The organism is Nonomuraea ceibae (genome assembly GCF_019396325.1).
Taxonomy (GTDB): Bacteria; Actinomycetota; Actinomycetes; order Streptosporangiales; family Streptosporangiaceae; genus Nonomuraea; species Nonomuraea ceibae.
In genome coordinates this window covers 1-18751 of sequence record NZ_JAHKRO010000160.1, presented here as the reverse complement: position 1 = coordinate 18751, position 18751 = coordinate 1, and the positions used below count along the sequence as shown (strand labels likewise).

At 72.9% G+C, this 18751-nt stretch carries 16 protein-coding genes; 6 read left to right on the top strand and 10 right to left on the bottom strand.

Going from position 1 to position 18751, the window contains the following annotated elements:
* Positions 1–170: 170 nt before the first annotated feature.
* Complete coding sequence (locus tag KME80_RS45945) at positions 171–824, bottom strand: response regulator transcription factor (RefSeq protein ID WP_219518151.1); 654 nt, start codon at positions 822–824, stop codon at positions 171–173.
* The gene (locus KME80_RS45940; protein ID WP_372455445.1) at positions 812–2032 is read right to left on the bottom strand and encodes a sensor histidine kinase; all 1221 of its coding nucleotides are present in this window, start codon (positions 2030–2032) and stop codon (positions 812–814) included. The genes KME80_RS45945 and KME80_RS45940 overlap by 13 nt, the downstream gene beginning before the upstream one ends.
* A gap of 195 nt (positions 2033–2227) precedes the next feature.
* Here KME80_RS45940 and KME80_RS45935 point away from each other — a divergent pair, with 195 nt between their 5' ends.
* From KME80_RS45935 to KME80_RS45925, 3 genes are all read left to right on the top strand, one after another.
* The gene (locus KME80_RS45935; protein ID WP_308126214.1) at positions 2228–2953 is read left to right on the top strand and encodes a helix-turn-helix transcriptional regulator; all 726 of its coding nucleotides are present in this window, start codon (positions 2228–2230) and stop codon (positions 2951–2953) included.
* A 79-nt stretch (positions 2954–3032) separates the two neighbouring features.
* Positions 3033–3560 carry a hypothetical protein gene (locus tag KME80_RS45930; protein ID WP_219518146.1) on the top strand — a complete coding sequence of 176 codons (528 nt, stop codon included), beginning with the start codon at positions 3033–3035 and terminating at the stop codon, positions 3558–3560.
* A gap of 85 nt (positions 3561–3645) precedes the next feature.
* Complete coding sequence (locus tag KME80_RS45925) at positions 3646–4092, top strand: hypothetical protein (RefSeq protein ID WP_246646849.1); 447 nt, start codon at positions 3646–3648, stop codon at positions 4090–4092.
* Between the two features lie 52 nt (positions 4093–4144).
* Here KME80_RS45925 and KME80_RS45920 read toward each other — a convergent pair whose 3' ends face one another.
* The 5 genes from KME80_RS45920 to KME80_RS45900 all read right to left on the bottom strand — a co-directional run bounded on the left by KME80_RS45920 (position 4145) and on the right by KME80_RS45900 (position 9125).
* Complete coding sequence (locus KME80_RS45920; protein WP_219518144.1) at positions 4145–4426, bottom strand: hypothetical protein; 282 nt, start codon at positions 4424–4426, stop codon at positions 4145–4147.
* Between the two features lie 78 nt (positions 4427–4504).
* A complete protein-coding gene (locus KME80_RS45915; RefSeq protein WP_219518142.1) occupies positions 4505–5491 on the bottom strand; it encodes an aldo/keto reductase in 987 nt (328 codons plus the stop codon).
* Positions 5492–5566: 75 nt separating this feature from the next.
* Positions 5567–7165, bottom strand: a complete 1599-nt coding sequence (locus KME80_RS45910; RefSeq protein WP_219518140.1) for a peptide chain release factor 3 — start codon at positions 7163–7165, stop codon at positions 5567–5569.
* Positions 7166–7192: 27 nt separating this feature from the next.
* Positions 7193–8653: a SulP family inorganic anion transporter gene (locus KME80_RS45905; RefSeq protein ID WP_219518138.1), complete on the bottom strand. Its 1461-nt coding sequence runs from the start codon at positions 8651–8653 to the stop codon at positions 7193–7195.
* 64 nt (positions 8654–8717) lie between these two features.
* On the bottom strand, positions 8718–9125 hold the full coding sequence (locus KME80_RS45900; protein WP_219518136.1) for a MerR family transcriptional regulator: 408 nt from the start codon (positions 9123–9125) through the stop codon (positions 8718–8720).
* A 120-nt stretch (positions 9126–9245) separates the two neighbouring features.
* On the opposite strand from KME80_RS45900, the gene KME80_RS45895 reads away from it, so the two are divergent.
* Positions 9246–10748, top strand: a complete 1503-nt coding sequence (locus KME80_RS45895) for an alkaline phosphatase D family protein (protein ID WP_308126213.1) — start codon at positions 9246–9248, stop codon at positions 10746–10748.
* On the opposite strand, the gene KME80_RS45890 is transcribed toward KME80_RS45895, so the two are convergent.
* From KME80_RS45890 to KME80_RS45880, 3 genes are all read right to left on the bottom strand, one after another.
* Complete coding sequence (locus KME80_RS45890) at positions 10687–11208, bottom strand: hypothetical protein (protein ID WP_308126212.1); 522 nt, start codon at positions 11206–11208, stop codon at positions 10687–10689. The two genes, KME80_RS45895 and KME80_RS45890, sit on opposite strands and share 62 nt — an antisense overlap.
* Before the next feature lie 107 nt (positions 11209–11315).
* On the bottom strand, positions 11316–12200 hold the full coding sequence (locus KME80_RS45885; RefSeq protein ID WP_219518132.1) for a sugar phosphate isomerase/epimerase family protein: 885 nt from the start codon (positions 12198–12200) through the stop codon (positions 11316–11318).
* Between the two features lie 8 nt (positions 12201–12208).
* Positions 12209–14338, bottom strand: coding sequence for a PQQ-dependent sugar dehydrogenase (locus tag KME80_RS45880; protein WP_219518130.1), 2130 nt, complete (start codon positions 14336–14338; stop codon positions 12209–12211).
* Positions 14339–14511: 173 nt separating this feature from the next.
* Between KME80_RS45880 and KME80_RS53070 the strand changes: the two genes are divergently transcribed.
* The gene (locus KME80_RS53070) at positions 14512–17502 is read left to right on the top strand and encodes an AfsR/SARP family transcriptional regulator (protein WP_219518128.1); all 2991 of its coding nucleotides are present in this window, start codon (positions 14512–14514) and stop codon (positions 17500–17502) included.
* Positions 17503–18052: 550 nt separating this feature from the next.
* Positions 18053–18721 (top strand): response regulator, encoded by a 669-nt coding sequence (locus tag KME80_RS45870; RefSeq protein ID WP_219518127.1) that lies wholly within the window; start codon positions 18053–18055, stop codon positions 18719–18721.
* Positions 18722–18751: the final 30 nt, after the last annotated feature.

Genomic DNA, 18751 nt, shown 5'->3' with positions numbered 1-18751 from the left:
GGACAGCGCGACGACGGCGCCCGCCGCCAGGGCCAGCCGGCGGCGCACGGTGGGGTGGAACATGGACGGGCTCCCTGCTTGACGGCATGTGGTGGTGACACCGTCAAGCCTGCCGCCGGGGGCCGGGCGTGGTCGATCCCGCACGCTGGAGTCCCCGGGTACGGCAGGCCCTACCGCTCGCCGTTCTCCAGGTAGTGCAGGACGGCGGCGACGCGCCGGTCGGTGCGGTCGGTGGGGGCCAGGTCGAGCTTGGCGAAGATGCTGCGGATGTGCTTGTGCACGGCGCCGTCGGTGACGACGAGCTTCTCGGCGATGGCGGCGTTGCCCAGCCCCTCGGCCATCAGGGCCAGCACGTCGCGCTCGCGCGGGCTGAGCCGTTCGAGCCGGTTGTCCGGCCGGCTGCGCGACAGGAGCTGCGCGACGACCTCCGGGTCGATGGCGGTGCCGCCCTCCGCCACCCGGCGCAGCGCGACCAGGAACTCCTGCACCCGCCCGACCCGCTCCTTGAGCAGGTAGCCGAGCCCGGCGCTGCCCTGGGCCAGCAGGTCGGTGGCGAAGGCCTGCTCCACGTACGCCGACAGCACGAGCACGGCCAGGCCGGGGCGGCGGCGCCGGGCCTCGACGGCGGCGGCGATGCCCTCGTCGGTGTGGGTGGGCGGCATGCGCACGTCGACGATGGCGACGTCCGGCCCGTGCTCGTCCACGGCGGCCAGGAACCCGGCGGGGTCCTCCGCGGTGGCCACCACGTCGAGCGACTCGGCGCGCAGCAGCAGCGCCATGCCCTCGCGCAGCAGGGGGTCGTCCTCGGCGATCACAATCCGCATGGCAGGCTCACGTCCAGGGTGGTCGGACCGCCCGGAGGGCTGGTCAGCGTGAAGGTTCCGTCGTGTGCTTCGGCCCGGCGGCGGATGCCGCCGAGCCCGGTGCCGTGGCGGTCGTCGGCGCCGCCCCGGCCGTCGTCGGTGATCCGCAGGAGCAGCAGGTCCGCCGTCCGCCGGACGGTGACGGTGGCCTGGCGGGCGCCGCTGTGCCTGGCGATGTTGGTGAGCGCCTCGGCCACGATGAAGTACGCGGTGGCCTCGACGGACGCCGCGCACCTGGCCGGGAGGTCGGCGTCGACCCGGCACGGCACCGGGCAGGCGGCGGCCAGCCCGGTCAGCGCGTCGGCCAGGCTGCGGTCCTCCAGCACCGGCGGCAGGATGCCGCGCACCACGGCGCGCAGGTCGGCGAGCGCCTGCTCGGCGGCGTCCTGGGCGCGGTCGATCACCTCACCGGCGATGGCCGGGTCGCGGTCCAGGGCGCGGCGCGCGACGCCGAGCATGACGGTGACGGCGACGATCCGGTTCTGGGTGCCGTCGTGCAGCGACCGCTCGATGCGCCGCAGCTCGGCGGCGTGGGCGTCGAGCGCCGCCGCGCGGGTGGCGGTGAGCTGGGCGACGCGCAGCGCGAGGTCGGTGTCCGCGTCGGCCGCCAGCAGCCGCCGTCCCGGCCAGGTCTGGAGCCGCGCCATGCCGGGCAGCAGGAGCAGGCACAGCGCCAGCCAGCCGACGCCCAGTGCCGACACGGCCAGGCGGCCGGGCAGGTCGTCGGCGATCCACAGCCCCATCGCCGCCCCGGCCATCTCCTCGGGCGGGAGCAGGTGCCCGTACAGGGGAAAGGCGAGGTCGCGGACGGCGCTGAACGGGAGCGTCAGCCCGGCCACGCCGAGGAGCAGCCCGAGCGAGGCGTGGGTGGCGAGCCAGCAGAGCTCCCTGCGGGTGACCGGGCTGGCCAGCTCGGCGCGCAGCCCGGCCGGCGGGCTGCCGGGGCCGACGAACTCGGGCCCCAGGCGGGAGAGCCTGGCGCGTTCGCGGCCGGCGGCGCCGTGCAGCCCGCGCAGCGCGACGGGCGCCAGGAGCAGCCCCACGCCCACGGCACAGAGCACCGCGGTCGCCGCCAGGCCCATCAGCGCGAGCAGCGCCAGCGTCGCCGTGCCGAGCCCGCCGACGAGATGTTCGAGCGCGTCCAGGGCAGCACGGGACCGGGTCAACACGCCCCACGGTCGGGCCGTGGAGTGGGTCGGCATCCGCGCTCAGCTCCTGCCTACGAGTCAGATCACCGGTCGAGAGTACAGCCTGCCCTATCGCCACATGTCGTATCAGCGGGCAGCCGGACGCTGAACACCGCGCCCCCACCGGGCCGGCTGACTCCTGCGCCGCGGCCGATATTCTCGGCGGCGGAGGATCGTGTGGAAGAGAGCGTGTCCCTGGCCCAGCTCGCGGATCGGCTGCAGGAGGTCGTGGGCGAGCTGCGCGGCATCCCCGTCGAGGTCGAGCGGCTCGACGACAGCGAGCTCGTCCGGCAGCAGATCGCGCAGGTCGCCCGCACGGCCGGGGAGCTGCGGGCGATGCACCCGGTGGGCACCGGGAGCCAGGGCCGCCAGGAGCACCTGAGCAGGCGCAGCGTGCTCGACGCGCTGCGGCAGGGCATGACGATGCGCACGATCGTCCACGCGAGCGTGCTGGACGACCCGCGCAAGGCGGCCCGCATCCGGGAGCTGCACGCGGCCGGCGACCTGCACCGGGTGGTCGACGAGCCGCTGCAGCAGTTGCTGATCTTCGACCGTTCGGTGGCGTTCGTCCGGATCACGCCCGTCGCCTACTCGCCCGGCGCGCTGGCGATCAGGCAGCAGGGCCTGATCGCCACCCTGATCGACCTGTTCGAGCGGACGTGGTCCCGGGCCAGGGAGGTCACCGAGCCGTCGCACCGGCTGACCCCGCGCGAGCGCGAGGTGCTGGCGCTGATCGCCGAGGGGCGCTCCAACAGCGCCGTGGCCCGCGCGCTGTCGATCACCGAGGCGGCCGTGGGCAAGCACGTGGCCAGTGTGTTCGCCAAGCTGGAGCTGCCCGCCTCCGAGGACGACAACCGGCGGGTGCTCGCCGTGCTGGCCTATCTGCGCGGGGCGGTCAGGTAGGGCCAGGCCTACCTCGTTCTCGCCCCAGGCCCCGTGTGCGCGGCGTCCGGCGTCCAGTTGGATGAGCGGCATGCAGCGTATGACTGGATTACTGGTGGGCGCGGTGTTCGGCGCGGTCTTCGTCGTCGTCAACGCGCAGAGCCCGCTCAGCACGCCGGCCGTGACCGTCCTGCGGGTCGTCGCCTGCCTGGCCGCCGCGGCCGTCCTCGTGCTGTGGCTCGCGACCGCGCGGAGGGAGGGCCGTGACGGCGGCGGGCAGCGCCCCATGTTCGGCCGGGGCTACCTGGTCGTCGTGCTCGCCGAGGCGATCCTGCTCTTCGGCGGGCTGCGGGTGCTGGCCGCCCTGGAGCGCCCGGTGGAGACGAACGTGGCCTGGATCGCGTTCGTGGTCGGCGTGCACTTCGTCGCGCTGGCGCCGATCTGGAAGGACTGGAGCATCGCGGCCCCGGGGGTGGCCCTGACGCTGCTCGGCGTCGCCGGCCTCGTGATGGCCGCGACGGCGGCGGTGACGTGGGTGCCGCTGGTCAGCGGCGTGCTGTCGGGTGTGGTGCTCCTGGCCGGCAGCCTCACCTTCGCCTGGCGCGGGCGGCGGGCCGTCCCGGCGTGACTTCCCCGCACTCCCCCGTGCAGGGGAGCGCGTTCACTCGCGGGCGGGAGTCCCCGCAGGCCGCCCCGGGCGCATGCTGGGCGTCATGGAACGACATCAGGTGCGCTGGCCCGCCTGGGTGATGGCGGTGCTGTTCCTCGGCTACGCCGCGGGCAAGGCCGTCTACGCCGCGCAGGGCCGGCTCGGGTTCCCCGGCGGCCCGGCGGTGCCTCCGGGCGAGTACGAGCGCTACACCAGTGAGGTCATGGACGTGACCACCGCCCAGTGGGCCGCGGTCGCGACCGGGGTGCTGGCGGCGGCGCTCGTCCTGCTGACCGTGACGCGGGTGGGCCGCCGGGTGCCACGGCCGCTGATGCTGGCCGTGCTCGGCTGCGCGCTCCTGGGCGTCGGCGCCGGGGCGGCGATCGTCGCGGCGGACGGGTTCATCGGCCTCGGCGTGGGCTGGCAGTGGTATCACGGCGTCGTCATGCTCGCCGTGACGGCGCTGCTGGCGGCCACGGCCTGGTCCTACGCGCGGGCGACCAGGCGATGACCGTCCAGGGACCGCCGGGGAGGGCCGGGACCTCCCCGGTGGCGAGCCTGGCTTACGCCTGCCGGCGGTGCAGCCCGACCAGGTGACCGTTGTGCCGGATCCGGGCCGCGTCGTAGGGACACGACGGGCGGTTCACGTACGTCTCGGCGATGTTGTCGGCTTCGACCCGGTCGATGCCCCAGCCGATCGTGTGCCAGTACGGGCGGCCGTCCTCAGCGGTCGTGTCGAGGACGGCGATCTCGAAGAGTTGCCTGGCGGGCGGGGGCGTGCAGCGAACGTGAGCAGATGTTTCCTCGTGCGCGTCACGCGTGGCCCGGCTGCCCCGCTGGTCCATCTGGATCTCCCTCCGCTCAAGTGATCCGATCCGGAGATCCATGCCCCGTCATGGGGCCGATCACTCGCGCCGGGCGGATCAGTGGACCGAATCGAGGCGCTCGCGCTGGTCAGCGGTCAGTTCCAGATTCACCGCGCCCAAGTTCTCCTCCAGCTGGGCGAGCGAGGAGGCGCCGGCGAGCGGGATCACCGGGAAGCGGTGGCCGATCTGCCAGGCGAGCACGACCTGGTTGACGCTCGCCCCGGTCTCCTCGGCCACCTGGCGCAGCACGGCGAGCCGGGCCGGGGTGCCGGGGTGGTCGTAGTCCGGCGGGACGGGCTTGTCCTGCCGGGTGTAGGCGCCGCCGAGCAGCGGCGAGTAGGCGACGAGCGTCAGGCCGGGCTCCGCGCGCAGGTAGCTGAGCAGCTCGGCGCCGGCGTGCCCGAGGCTGCCGTCCTCGAAGATGGACTCGGGCATGTCGAAGCGGGGCCGCAGGTGGCTGTGCTGATACTGCAGCACCTCGTACCCGGCGAGCCCGGCCGAGGCGGCCAGGGCTCGGGCGCGCTCCACCCGCCAGATCGCGTGGTTGCTGGCCCCGAGCAGCCCCACCGTGCCCTCGGCCACCAGCTCGCCGAAGCCCTCGACGGTCTCCCGCAGCGGCACCGTCCGGTCCTCGATGTGGGCGTAGAGCAGGTCGATGCGCTCGACGCCGAGCCGTTCGCGGCTGCGTTCCGCCGACTCGCGGATCGTCTTGGCGGACAGGCCCTCGGCGTTGCCGACGTAGCTGGTGCCGGGCGCGAGCGGGCGCGCGCCGAGCTTGGTGGCGATCACGATCTCCGAGCCGACGCCGCGGCTGCGCCGCCAGCGGCCCAGCAGCTCCTCGCTCTGCCCGCCCTGGCCGCCGTCGGCCCAGAACGCGTAGTTGTTCGAGGTGTCGATGAACGTGCCGCCGGCCTCGACGTAGCGGTCGAGGATCGCGTACGAGGTCTTCTCGTCGATCGCCGACCCGAACATCATCGCGCCGAGCGCCAGCACGCTCACGTCACGGCGGGTCGCGGGGTCGGTGCCGATCGTCCGGTGCTTCATGATCTCTCTCCAGTCCGGGCCGCCAGAACTGGGCCCGGTCAGGAGTGTGCGTGCTGGAGCGAACTCCAGGTCAAGTCAGAATCCGGCTTCGTGGGCGGTGTCGGCGATCAGGGCGTGCAACGTGATGCCGGGGTGGTCGGCCTTGATCGAGCGCATCCGCCACCGGTCGGAGAACAGCGCGAGCAGCGCCTGGTCGTGGCTGCGGACCAGCACCTCGGCGCCGCGCTGACGGGCCAGCAGCTCGGCCGACTCGGCGTCGGTGCGGCGGGCCAGCGTGTAGTCGAGCCGGTCGAGGCTGATCTCCGCGCCGAACTCGGCGGACAGCCGGTGCTGGACGACCTCGAACTGCATCGGCCCGACCGCCGCGAGCACCGGCGCCTGGTCGCCGCGCAGGTCGGAGCGGAGCACCTGGATGACGCCCTCGCCGTCGAGCTGGTCGATGCCGCGCCGGAACTGCTTGGCCTTGCTGGAGTCGCGGGCCCGTACGACGGCGAAGTGCTCGGGCGCGAAGCTGGGGATCGGCGGGAAGGTCACCGGCGCGCCCTCGTAGAGGGTGTCGCCGGGCCGCAGCGCGGTGGCGTTGACCAGGCCGACGACGTCGCCGGGGAAGGCCTCGTCCATGGTGGTCCGGTCCTGGCCGAAGACGCTCTGGGCGTACTTGGTGGCGAACGGGCGGCCGGTGGCGGCGTGGGTGAGCACCATGCCGCGCTCGAAGCGGCCCGAGCACACGCGGACGAACGCGATCCGGTCGCGGTGGGCGCGGTCCATGTTGGCCTGCACCTTGAACACCAGCCCGGAGAACGGCTGGTCGATCGCCCGCGCGACGCCGTCGACGTCGGGCCGGGGCGCGGGGGCGGGGGCCAGCTCGACCAGCACGTCCAGCAGGCGGCCGATGCCGAAGTTGGGCAGCGCGGCGCCGAACAGCACCGGCGTGGACTCGTGCGCCTCGAACGCCTTCTGGTCGTGGTCGGCGCCGATCGCGTCGAGCAGCGCGGTCTCCTCGCTCGCCTGCTGCCAGTCGCCGCCCAGCTCGGCGTCCGCCTGGTCGGGGGTGAGCTCGGTCTCCAGCGCCTTGGTGGCGCCGCCGGGGGTGCGCTCGTAGCGGACGGCGCTGCCGCGCAGCCTGTCGATCACCCCGTGGAAGTTGCCGGGCAGCCCGATGGGCCAGGTGACGGGCGTGGGCCGCAGCCCGGTGCGCTCCTCGATCTCGTCGAGCAGCTCCAGCGCCTGGCGGCCGGGCCGGTCCCACTTGTTGACGAAGGTGATGACCGGGATGCGGCGGTGGCGGCAGACCTCGAACAGCTTCATGGTCTGCGGCTCCATGCCCTTGGCCGCGTCGATCAGCATGACCGCGCAGTCGACGGCGGCCAGCACCCGGTAGGTGTCCTCGGAGAAGTCGGCGTGGCCGGGGGTGTCGACCAGGTTGAAGACGTGGCCCCGGTAGTCGAAGCGCAGCGCGGCCGAGGTGATGGAGATGCCCCGGGCGCGCTCGATCTCCATCCAGTCGGAGGTGACGCCGCGCCGTCCCGCCTTGCCGTGCACGGACCCGGCCTGGGTGATCGCCGACGCGTGGAGCGCCAGCGCCTCGGTCATGGTCGACTTACCGGCGTCCGGATGGCTGATGACGGCGAACGTCCGGCGTCGCGCGGCCTCGTGGGCGACGTCATCCCGCATGGTCCCTACCTTAACGTGAGAGTATGGTCAGTGGCTGACGGTGAGCGTGTCGTGGAGCTCGGCGCTCGGCTCGTTGAGGCCGACGACGGTGACCTTCTTACCGCGTGCCGCGTACTTGGCCCGCACCGCGTCCAGCGCCGCCACCGACGAAGCGTCCCAGATGTGGGCGTCGGTGAGGTCGATGACCACGTCGTCCGGGTCGGTGGCGTAGGCGAAGCGGTGGACGAGGTCGTTGCTGGAGGCGAAGAACAGCTCGCCGGTGACCGCGTAGACGACCTGGTGGCCGTCGGGGTCGAGGCAGGCGGTGACGTCCGCCAGGCGGGCGACGCGGCGGGCGAAGACGACGAGGGCGGCCAGGCTGCCGACGACCACGCCGACGGCCAGGTTGTGGGTGGCCACGACGACGGCGACGGTGATCACCATGACGCCGGTCTCGCCCCACGGCATGCGCCGGAGCGTGCCGGGCGCGATCGAGTGCCAGTCGAACGTGCCGACCGAGACCAGGATCATGACGGCGACCAGGGCGGCCATCGGGATCTGCGACACCCACGGCCCGAAGACGACGCACAGCGCCATCAGGAAGACGCCGGCGGAGAAGGTGGACAGCCGGGTGCGGGCGCCGTTCTTGACGTTGATCATCGTCTGGCCGATCATCGCGCAGCCGCCCATGCCGCCGAAGAACCCGGTGACGATGTTGGCGACGCCCTGGCCGATGGACTCGCGGGTCTTGCCGGAGCGCGTGTCGGTGATCTCGTCGACGAGCTTGGCCGTCATCAGCGACTCCATCAGCCCGACCAGGGCGAACGCGAGCGCGTACGGGGCGATGAGGGTCAGGGTGTCCAGCGTGAAGGGCACGTCGGGCAGGCCGGGGACGGGCAGCGACGACGGCAGCGCGCCCTTGTCGCCCACGGTGGGCACGGCCAGCCCGGCGCCCAGCGTGATCGCGGTCAGAATGGCGATCGACACCAGCGGCGCGGGCACCGCCCTGGTGATGCGCGGGAAGAGCACCATGAGCGCCAGCCCGCCGGCGACCAGCGGGTAGACCACCCACGGGACGCCGGTGAGCTCGGGCACCTGGGCCATGAAGATCAGGATGGCCAGCGCGTTGACGAAGCCGACCATCACGCTGCGCGGCACGAACCGCATCAGCCTGGCCACGCCGAGCGCGCCCAGCGCCACCTGGAAGACGCCGCCCACGATGACCGTCGCCACCAGGTAGCCGAGCCCGTGCTCGCGGGCCAGCGGCGCGACGACCAGCGCGATCGCCCCGGTGGCGGCCGAGATCATGGCGGGCCGGCCGCCCACGACGGAGATCACCACGGCCATGGTGAACGAGGCGAACAGCCCGATGCTCGGGTCGACGCCCGCGATGATCGAGAACGAGATCGCCTCGGGGATCAGCGCCAGCGCCACCACCAGCCCGGACAGCAGCTCGGTCCGCAGCACGCGGGGCGTCAGGCGCCGCAGCGCCGGAAGGGGAGAAGGCAAGGAGCGTCCAACCGGAAAGAGGTAAGCAAACGTTTCAAACTACCCTGACGTAAGGGTTGGACCCTCAGGGCGGCGGGGTGAGAAGCGTCATACGGGACGCGCCCAGCCGCTGGCGGCGCAGCTGCTCGCCGAACTCCCTGGCCATGGCGAGCTGGTCGCGCAGCTTGTCGGCCCGGACCGCGACCGCGCGCTCGAACATCTGCAGCCGCGCCACCAGCGAGGGGTCGTCGTCGCCGGCGGCCAGCCGGTCGGTGATCTCCAGCAGGTCGCGCATCTCGTCCAGGCTGAACCCGAGCGGCTTCATCCGCTTGACCAGGGCCAGCCGGCCGATGTCGGTCTCGCTGTAGAGGCGGAAGCCGCCGGGCGTGCGCTCGGGCACCACCAGGCCGACCTCCTCGTAGTGGCGGATCGTGCGCAGGGACAGCCCGAGCCGCTCGGCGACCTCGCCGATCTGCACCAGCCCGTCCGGCATCCGCCCTCCGCCCCTTGCCAGAATCTCCTGTTACGTAAGCTTAACCCGCCGCCGGAGTAGTGACCTCGGCCGCACTCTCGGCATACCGAGAGATTGCCGCCCGCACGCGATCATCGTCGTGTGTTGGACAGACGGTCGTTCCTCGCCCTGGGGCTGTCGCCGGTCCTGCCGCCGTACCGGGCCCCCGCCGACCCGTTCACGCTGGGCGTGGCCAGCGGGGACCCGGCCCCCGACGGGTTCGTGCTGTGGACGCGCCTGGCGCCGCAGCCGCTGGCCGAGGACGGGCTCGGCGGCATGCCGGCCACGCCGGTCGACGTCCGCTGGGAGGTGGCCGCCGATCCGCGGTGCGCCAAGGTGATCCGGCGCGGCGTCCAGCGTGCCGTCCCCGAATGGGCGCACAGCGTGCACGTGGAGGTGACCGGGCTGCGGCCCGGGCGGCCGTACTGGTACCGGTTCAAGGCGGGGCAGCACCTGTCGCCCATCGGCCGCGCCCGCACCGCGCCCGCGCCCGGCACGCTGCCCGGGGCGCTGCGCCTGGCCGTCGCCTCGTGCGCCAACTACCAGCACGGCCACTTCACCGCGTACGCCCGCATGGCCGCCGAGAGCCCGGACCTGATCCTGCACCTGGGCGACTACCTGTATGAGAATGAGGCCGAGCCCGGCGCGTACGTGCGTGACCACGAGGGGCCGGAGCCGACCACGCTGGCGGGCTACCGGCGGCGGCACGCGCTCTACAAGACCGACCCCGACCTGCGGGCCGCCCACGCCGCCTCGCCCTGGGTGGCGATCATGGACGACCACGAGGTGGACAACAACTGGACGAACCTGATCCCGCCCGAGCGCCGCGCCGCCGCGTTCCGCGCCTACTACGAGCACCTGCCGCTGCGCGCGAGCGCCCGGCCCGGCGGGCCCGCGATGCAGCTCTACCGGCGGCTGCGCTGGGGGCGGCTGGCCACCTTCCACCTGCTGGACACCCGCCAGCACCGCGACCCGCACCCGTGCGGCCACGGCTTCACCGCCTGCGCCACGCCGCTGCCGCCCGGCCACACGCTGATCGGGCTGGACCAGGAGAACTGGCTGCTGGACGGCTTCCGTACCTCCAGAGCCCGCTGGGACCTGGTCGCCCAGCAGGTGTTCTTCGGCCGCCGCGACCGCGACCCCGGCCCCGGCGAGGTGCTGCGGCGCGACGCCTGGGACGGCTACACCGCCTCGCGCACCCGCGTCACCGGCGGCTGGGTGAGCGCCGGGGTCCGCAACGCGGTCGTGCTCACCGGCGACGTGCACGCGCACTGGGCCGGCAACCTGGTGCTCGACTACGACGACCCCGGGGCCGAGCCGGTCGGCGTGGAGTTCGCGGTTACGTCGGTGTCCAGCGGCGGCGACGGCCGCGACCCGGAACCGGGCGGCGACCCGCTGCTCGACGGCAACCCGCACCTGCGCTTCCACCGGCGCCGGCGCGGCTACCTCGCGGTGCGGATCACACCCGCCGAGCTCACCGCCGACTTCAAGATCCTGCCGTACGTGAGCGCGCCGGGGGCCGAGGCGGTGACGGCCGCCGCGTTCACCGTGCGCGACGGCCTTCCGGGGCTGGCTGACCCCGGTGCCGCCGGATCGTCGAGATGATCAGGAGCAGCAGCGCGCTCTGGGCCAGCATGCCCGGGGCGAGCGGCGGGGCGTTCCCGACGGACTTGGTGAACGCGTACCACCACTGGGTGAGCGGCGAGAGCGAGCCCCAGGCGGGGTCGAACGCGCCCATGCCGCGGTTGACGGAGACGTGCGTGAAGACGCCGTAGAGCGAGGCGAGCAGCACGACCGCCGCCAGCACGCGCACCACGGTCAGCACGCGCGGCGAGTCGCGCCCGGCCAGCAGCGCCAGCGCGGTCCCGAGCAGCAGCAGCGCCGCCCACGGGATGAGCTGGACCGGGCTGCCCCAGTGCCGTTCGGCGGCGAGCTCGAAGGCGGCGCCGCCGATGCCGATCGCGACCAGGCCGAGCAGGGCGAGGCGGAGCGCTCCCGGGCCGGTCCTGGCGGGCGGTGCGGCGGTCTTCGCGGAGTCCAGGGTCTGGTGCGAGGGGTCGGTCACGGGACAAGACTCCCCGCTGAGCCTCAGAAGACGCTCAGCGAAAGGTGAAGATTTGGTGAGAATTCAACTAGTTGGGCCCGGCCCCCCTCGGACCGGGCCCGCCGCCGCTAGTAGCGGATCTCCCGCAGATAGCGGTATCCGACCTCGGCCGTCTGCCGGGGCGTGACGTCCGGGGTGTCGTTCTCGACGATGTACTCCTTCACCCGGTGCGCGTCGAGGATGCGCCGGAAGTCGATCGTCCCGGTGCCCAGGTCGGCCATGTCGCCGTCCAGGTGCCGGTCCTTGACGTGGAACTGGAGCACCCGCTGCGGCGCCCGCCTGATCACGTCGAGCGTGAACCGCACCGGGTCGGCGACGCCGCGCCCGACACCGCCGGTGACCGCCCAGTAGAGGTCGAGCTCCAGGTGGACCAGCCGGGGGTCGAGCTCGGCGGTGAGCACGTCCCACGGCGTCCGCCCGCCGCCCAGGTCCGTGGTGAACTCGTGGGCGTGGTTGTGGTAGCCGTACCGGATGCCCGCCGACCGGGCGACCTCGGCCTCCACGTTCATCCGCTCGGCCCACGCCTTCCACTGGTCCTCGCTGGACGAGCTCAGGTACGGCACGACCAGGTACGACTGGCCGAGCGTCACCGCGTTCTCGATCTTGGTGTGCAGCGCGGCGTCGTCGGCGCTGATGCCGTCGTGGCTGGACGTGGAGCGGATGCCCAGCCCGTCGAGGAACTGACGCAACTGCGCGGCCGTCCGGCCGAAGTAGCCCAGCGCCAGCTCCACCTTCGGATAACCGATCTCCGCCAGGTAGGCCAGCGTCGCGTCGTAGTCACGCGACAGGTCGTCGCGGACCGTCCAGAGCTGGATGCTGATCAGCCCCGGCGGGACGCGATGCCCCCGGGAGCCCGCCGACGCGGCGGCCGGGCCTGCCGCGAAGGCCGCAGCCCCCGCGCCGAGGCCCGCGGCGAGCAGCGCGCGCCTGCTCGGGCCGTAGCCGTAACACATGGGATCTCCTAACTGGTCGGCTGGAGGACGACCTGGTGGCTGCCGGTCAGCGGCGGCAGCCCGCCGGTGCCGGGGTCGGTGTAACTGGCGACGAAGACGCCGGTGAGCTCGTCGGTCTCCGGGTCGTGCCCGCCCGGCTCCGTCGTCTGGATGGAGCCCGTGCAGCCCCGGGCCGTGGTCTGCGGATGGCCGTGGTCGTCGTGGCCGAGGATGTAGTTCACGGTCACGTTCGCGCAGTCGACCGGCTGGTCGTCCGTCACCCGCACCTCGAACTCGACCACGTCGCCGAACGAGAACGAGTCCCCCGCCGCCGGGCGCACCAGCTCGACGACCGGAGCGGCGTTGCCGATCACGATCCGCACCGACGTGGCCGCCGACATCCCGCCGCCGTCGCTGACCCTCAGCGTCGCGTTGTAGAGGCCGTTCTCGGTGAAGGTGTACGTCGCCTCGGGCCGCCGGGAGTCGACCCGGCCGTCGGCGTCGAAGTCCCACGCGTAACGCAGCCGGTCGCCGTCCGGGTCCGTGGTGCCCTCGCTGGTGAACGTGACCGTGAGCGGCGCGTGCCCGTCGGTCGCCGACGCCTTCGCGACCGGGATCGGCGAGTGGTTGCCCCGGTGGCCGATGTAGTCGAAACGCGACAGCTGGGCGTCCGGGTTCTCCCGGAAGTAGCCGTCGCCGTACTCCAGCACGTAGAGCGCGCCGTCAGGGCCGAACTCCAGGTCCATCGGGTTGTCGAACACCAGCGACGGCAGCACGTCCTCGATCCGCCCGTCGCCGTGGAACGCCTTGACGTAGTCGCGGGTCCACTCGTAGAAGAGCGGGACGCCGTCGTAGTACTCGGGCCACGCCACCGGCGCGCGGCCCTGCGTGTCACGCGGGTCGAAGTCGTACGCCGGTCCCGCCATCGGGCCGATGCCGCCGGTGCCCAGCTCCGGGAACTCCCGCGACGCGCCGTAGGAGTACCACACCTGCGGCTGGACCACCGGCGGCAGCGCCCGTGCCCCCGTGTTGTGCGGCGAGTCGTTCACCGGCGCCGCGCAGTCGAACGCCGCCCCGGACGTGCCCGTCCCGAAGTCGAAGTCCACGTACGGCAGCCGCGCCGTCGCGCAGTAGGGCCAGCCGTAGTTGCCCGGCTCGCGGATGATCGCCCACTTGCCGGTCCCCGACGGGCCGCGCGCCGGGTCGGCCTCCCTCGCGTCCGGCGAGTAGTCGGCCACGTACAGGTCCCCGCTGTCCCGGTCCAGCTCGATGCGGAACGGGTTGCGCAGGCCCATCGCGTAGATCTCCGGCCTGGTGCCCGGCGTCCCCGGCGCGAACAGGTTCCCCTCCGGGATCGCGTACGAGCCGTCCTCCCCGACCTTGATCCGCAGCACCTTGCCGCGCAGGTCGTTCGTGTTGCCGGAGCTGCGCTGGGCGTCGAACGCCGGATTGCGGTCGGCCCGCTCGTCGATCGGGGTGAAGCCGTCGGAGAAGAACGGGTTCGTGTCGTCGCCGGTCGACAGGTACAGGTTGCCGTCGGCGTCGAAGACGATGTCGCCGCCGACATGGCAGCAGATGCCCCGATCCACCGGCACGTCCAGGATCTTCTGCTCGGTGGACAGGTCGATGCTGGCGCGGCCGAACCGGAACCTCGACAGCCGGATCAGCCCCTCGAACGGCGCGAAGTCCGCCGGCGTCCCGGTGAACGGGGCGTCGCCCTCGTTCACGTCCGGCGTCGCCGGGTCGTCCACCGGCGTGTCGAGCGGCGGCGAGTAGTACAGGTAGACCCAGTCGTCCTTCTTCGAGCCCTTGCCGAAGCCGGGGCTCAGCGCGATGCTCTGCAGCCCCTCCTCGTCGTGCTGGTAGACGTCCAGCCGGGCGGCGAGCGTGTTCAGCCCGGTCTTCGGGTCGTGCAGCCAGACCTCGCCGGTCCGGGTGGTGTGCAGGACCCTGGAGTCCGGTAAGACCGCCAGGTCGACGGGCTCGCCGGGGCTGTCGTTGAGCGTCACCTTCTGGAACTGGTCATCGGGCGGCGCCTGGGCGCTTCCTGCGGCCTGAGTGCTTCCTACGGCCTGAGTGCTTCCTACGGCCTGGGCGACGGTGGCCGGCATGAGGATCGCCGCAGCAGACACGGCCGCGATCGCGGTTCTCACTCTCATGCCTCTCCCTTCGGTCGACGTGGAGGGATAAGAGGGAGCAAATATCGTGAATGTAACCGCGTTATGCCGATCCGGGAGGGCCTAATTACCGGCAAACGCGCTACTTTCGCGGCCCATCGGACAAAGTGCAGCGCCGATTTGCCCCCATCCGGCGCGCAGGATGAGATGACCCGGTGATTTTCCGCATCCTCGGTCCCGTCACGATCGAGCCGGGCGACGCCGCCCGCCAGGCCGGGGCGATCAAACAGCGCACGGTGCTGGCCGCGCTCGTCGCCGACGCCGGACGGCTCGTCACCGTGGAAACCCTCATCGACCGGGTGTGGGGCGAGGCGCCGCCGACCTCCGTCCGCAGCTCTCTCTACGCGTACGTGACCCGCCTGCGCGCCCTGCTCGCCGGCATCGAGGACGTCTCACTCGTCCGCAGCCCCGGCGGCTACACGCTGCACGTCCCGCCCGGCCAGATCGACGCCGGCCACGCCCGCGCCCTCGCCGAACGGGCCGCCCGCGCCGGCGACGAGGAACGGGCCGAACTCCTCGGCGAGGCCCTGAGTCTGTGGCGCGGCGTCGCCCTGACCGGCATCACCGGCGAATGGGCCGAACGCTACCGCCAGAACCTCGAACAGCAGCGGATCGCGATCGCCGCCGACTGGGCCGAGAGCGCGCTGCGCCTGGGCAGGAGCGGCGAGGTCATCGCCACGCTGACGCCGCTCCTCGTCGAGCACCCGCTCGCCGAACGCCTGATCGGCCAGCACCTGCGCGCCCTCCACCACAGCGGCCGGCACGCCGAAGCCCTCGCCGCCTACGCCGCCGCGAGCGAGCGCATCCGCGACAAGCTCGGCGTCGACCCCAGCCCCTGGCTGCGCGAGGTGCACGCCGGCCTGCTCCGCCAGGACACCGCGCCCCGAGGCGGCCCGCCGCCCGGCCGCCTCTCCCAGCTCCCGCCCGACATCACCGACTTCACCGGCGCCTCCGCCGGGCTCGCCCGCGTCCTGGCCGCCGCCGAAGGTGCCCAGCGGCCCGGCACCGCGCTGCCGATCGTCTTCATCTCCGGGCGCAGCGGCGTCGGCAAGTCCACGCTCGCCGTCCGCGCCGCCCATCTGCTGCAGGAACGCTATCCCGACGGCCAGCTCCACATCGCCCTGCGCGGCGCCCAGGCCAGGCCCGTCACCCCCGCCGAAGCGCTCGACCGGCTGCTGCGCCTGCTCCGCGTCGAAGGCCACGACGAGAGCCTGCCCCTCGACGACAAGATCGAGCTCTACCGGCTGGCGCTCGCCTCCCGGCGCGTCCTCGTCGTCCTCGACGACGCCGCCGACACCGCGCAGATCCGTCCCCTCCTGCCCGGCAGCGCCACCTGCGCCGTGCTCGTGACCAGCCGCCGCCGCCCCGACGGGCTGCCCGGCGCCACCGTCGTCGAACTCGCCGAGATGACCGAACCCGAATCGCTCGACCTGCTCCGCGCCATCGTCGGCCCCGAACGCGTCGCCGCCGAACCCGACGCCGCCCGCACCCTCGTCGCCCAGTGCGACCGGCTCCCCCTCGCCATCCGCGTCGTCGGCGCCCGGCTGCAACGCAAACCGCACTGGTCGCTGGCCCGCCTCGTGCACCGGCTGGACGACGAACGCCGCCGCCTCGACGAGCTGTCCATCGGTGACCTCGGCGTACGCGCCGGCATCAGCGCGAGCTGCGCCGAGGTCGGCGCCCCCGCCCTGCGCGCCTTCTGCCTCCTCGGCTACTTCGACCCGCCCGACTTCGACCTCCTCATCGCCGCCTCCTTACTCGACCTCGGCCCGGAGGCGACCGAGGAGATCGTCGAAGAGCTCATCGACGCGCGCCTCGTCGAGCCCCTGCCCACCGGCGACGGCCGCACCCGCTACCGGATGCACGACCTCGTCCGCCTGTACGCCAAGGAACGGGCCGCCGCCACCATGCCCGAACCCGACCTGCACGCCGCCGTCACCCGGGCCCTGGAGAAGATGCTCGCCCTCTGCGAAGGGCTCACCCAGCAGCTCCCCATCGCGCTGCCCCGCCTCGGCCACACCGCGCCCGCCCCTCCCTGCGACGACGCCGCCCACTGGTTCCCCACCGCCGAATCGGCGCTCATCGTCGCCGTCGAACGCGCCGCCGAACTCGGCCTCGACACCCTCGCCTGCGCCCTCGCCGACACGCTCATCTTCACCTCCTTCGGCGGCTCCAACCGCTTCGCCGGCTGGAGCCGCACCCACACCGCCGCCCTCGCCGCCGCCCGCGCCAAAGGCAACCGCCGGGCCGAAGCCGTCGTCGAATGCGGCCTCGGCCAGCTCGCCTACAACGGCGACGACTTCGACGAGGCCGAACGCCACTTCCGCGCCGCACTCCGACTCTTCCGCGCCGAAGCCGACGAACGCGGCATCGCCGTCGCGCTCAACGGCCTCGGCACCGTCCACCGCGAGGTCGGCGAACACCACACCGCCCTCCCCCTCATGCAGCAGGCACTCGCCGCCCTCACCGCGCTCGGCGACGAGGAGGGCCTCGCCCACGCCCTCTACGGCATCGGCTTCTCCAACCGCGAACTCGGCCACGACTCCCAGGCCGTCACCAGCCTCCGCGACGCCCTCACCCGCTACCGCGCCCTCGGCCACCGCCGCGGCGAAGCCCTCGCCCTGCGCGGCATCGGCCTCGTCCACCGGGCCCGCGGCGAACTCGACGACGCCGAACGCCTCTGCTCCCAGGCCCACCGGATCATCCTCGACACCGGCGACGAAGTCCTCACCAACTACACCTCCCAGGCGCTGGCCAAGGTCTGGATCCGCCAGAACCGCCTCGCCGAGGCCGAACCGCCGCTCCGCGCCGTCGTCGCCTCCACCGCCCGCTTCCACGACCGCGTCGGCACCGGCCTCGGCCTGCGCACCCTCGGCGAACTCAACCTCGCCGCCCGCCGGCCCCACGAAGCCCTCTCCTGGCTCGGCCGCGCCCTCGAAACCTGGGACGAACTACGCCACCTGCTCTGGCGGGGCCGCACCCTGCGCGACGTCGGCGCCGCCCACGCCCTGCTCGGCGACCACACCCGCGCCGAACGCGCCTGGCGCGAAGCCGCCGACCTCTTCGCCCGCTTCCCCACCCGCGACGCCGCCGAACTCCCCACCTGGCGCACCCACTGGCTCAACCCCCCACCTCACAAGCCGTAGCCCCTGCGCTCCCTTGCCTCACCCTCTCCTCGCCATCCCGCCCGCTACGGCCAGCCCACCCACCGCTGGACCTGGACAGCCCTCTCACGGGACCAGCCCGCTCCTCGCTGGACCCTGCTCCTCGCTGGACCCTGCCGCTCGCTGGACCAGCCACTCGCTCGGCCAACCCTCTCTTGACCAGCCCCTCACGGGACCTCCTTACGGGACCCCACTCCCCTCACGGAACCCCGACCCCCCTCACGGACGTGACCCTCCTCACGGGAGCCGGCCTCACACCCGGGACCCAACCCCCCTCACGGGGATCAGCCCTTCCACGCTGGACCAGCCACTCCCACTGGACCAGCCCTCCTCACTCGGTCGCCCTCACCGGACCAGCCCCACCCCCACCTCCCCCGGAAATTCGGGTCGTCGGCGAACATGAGGGAGTGACACCGGAGCCCAGGACAGCAGCAAGTGCACCCCGTATGACCGGACAGGCCACTCCCGCCACCCCTGTCCCACCCCGCGGTCAGGAGGCCGTGACGATGCACGTACACCCTGAGGAGCAGGCGTGAAGGTCCTGGTCGTCGATGACGAACCGCAGATCCTGCGGGCCCTGCGCATCAACCTGCACGCCCGCGACTACGAGGTGGCCACCGCCCCGGACGGCGCCACGGCGTTGCGCCGGGCCGCCGACTGGCACCCCGACCTGGTGCTGCTTGACCTGGGCCTGCCCGACATCGACGGCGTGGACGTCATCCACGGCCTGCGCGGCTGGACGAGCCTGCCGATCCTGGTGCTGTCGGGCCGCGCCGACAACCTGGACAAGATCGAAGCCCTGGACGCCGGGGCCGACGACTACGTGACCAAGCCGTTCGACCTGGAGGAGCTGTTCGCCCGCATCCGCGCGGTGACCCGCCGCACCGGCGCCCACGGGACGGAACCGGCCCAGGTGCGGATCGGCGACCACGTGGTGGACCTCGCAGGCAAGACCATCACCGGCGGCGTACGGCTGACCCCGACCGAATGGCACGTGCTGGAACTGCTGGCCCGTAACCCCGGCAAGCTTGTCAGCCAGCGGCAACTGCTCACCGAGGTCTGGGGCAGCAGCGCCGTCAAGGAATCGCACTACCTGCGCCAGTACATGGCCCAACTGCGCAAGAAGCTGGAACGCGACCCCGCCCACCCCGTACACCTAATCACCGAACCCGGCATGGGCTACCGCCTCAACCTCGACTAACCCCACCCCAACACCCCGCCCCCCCACCCG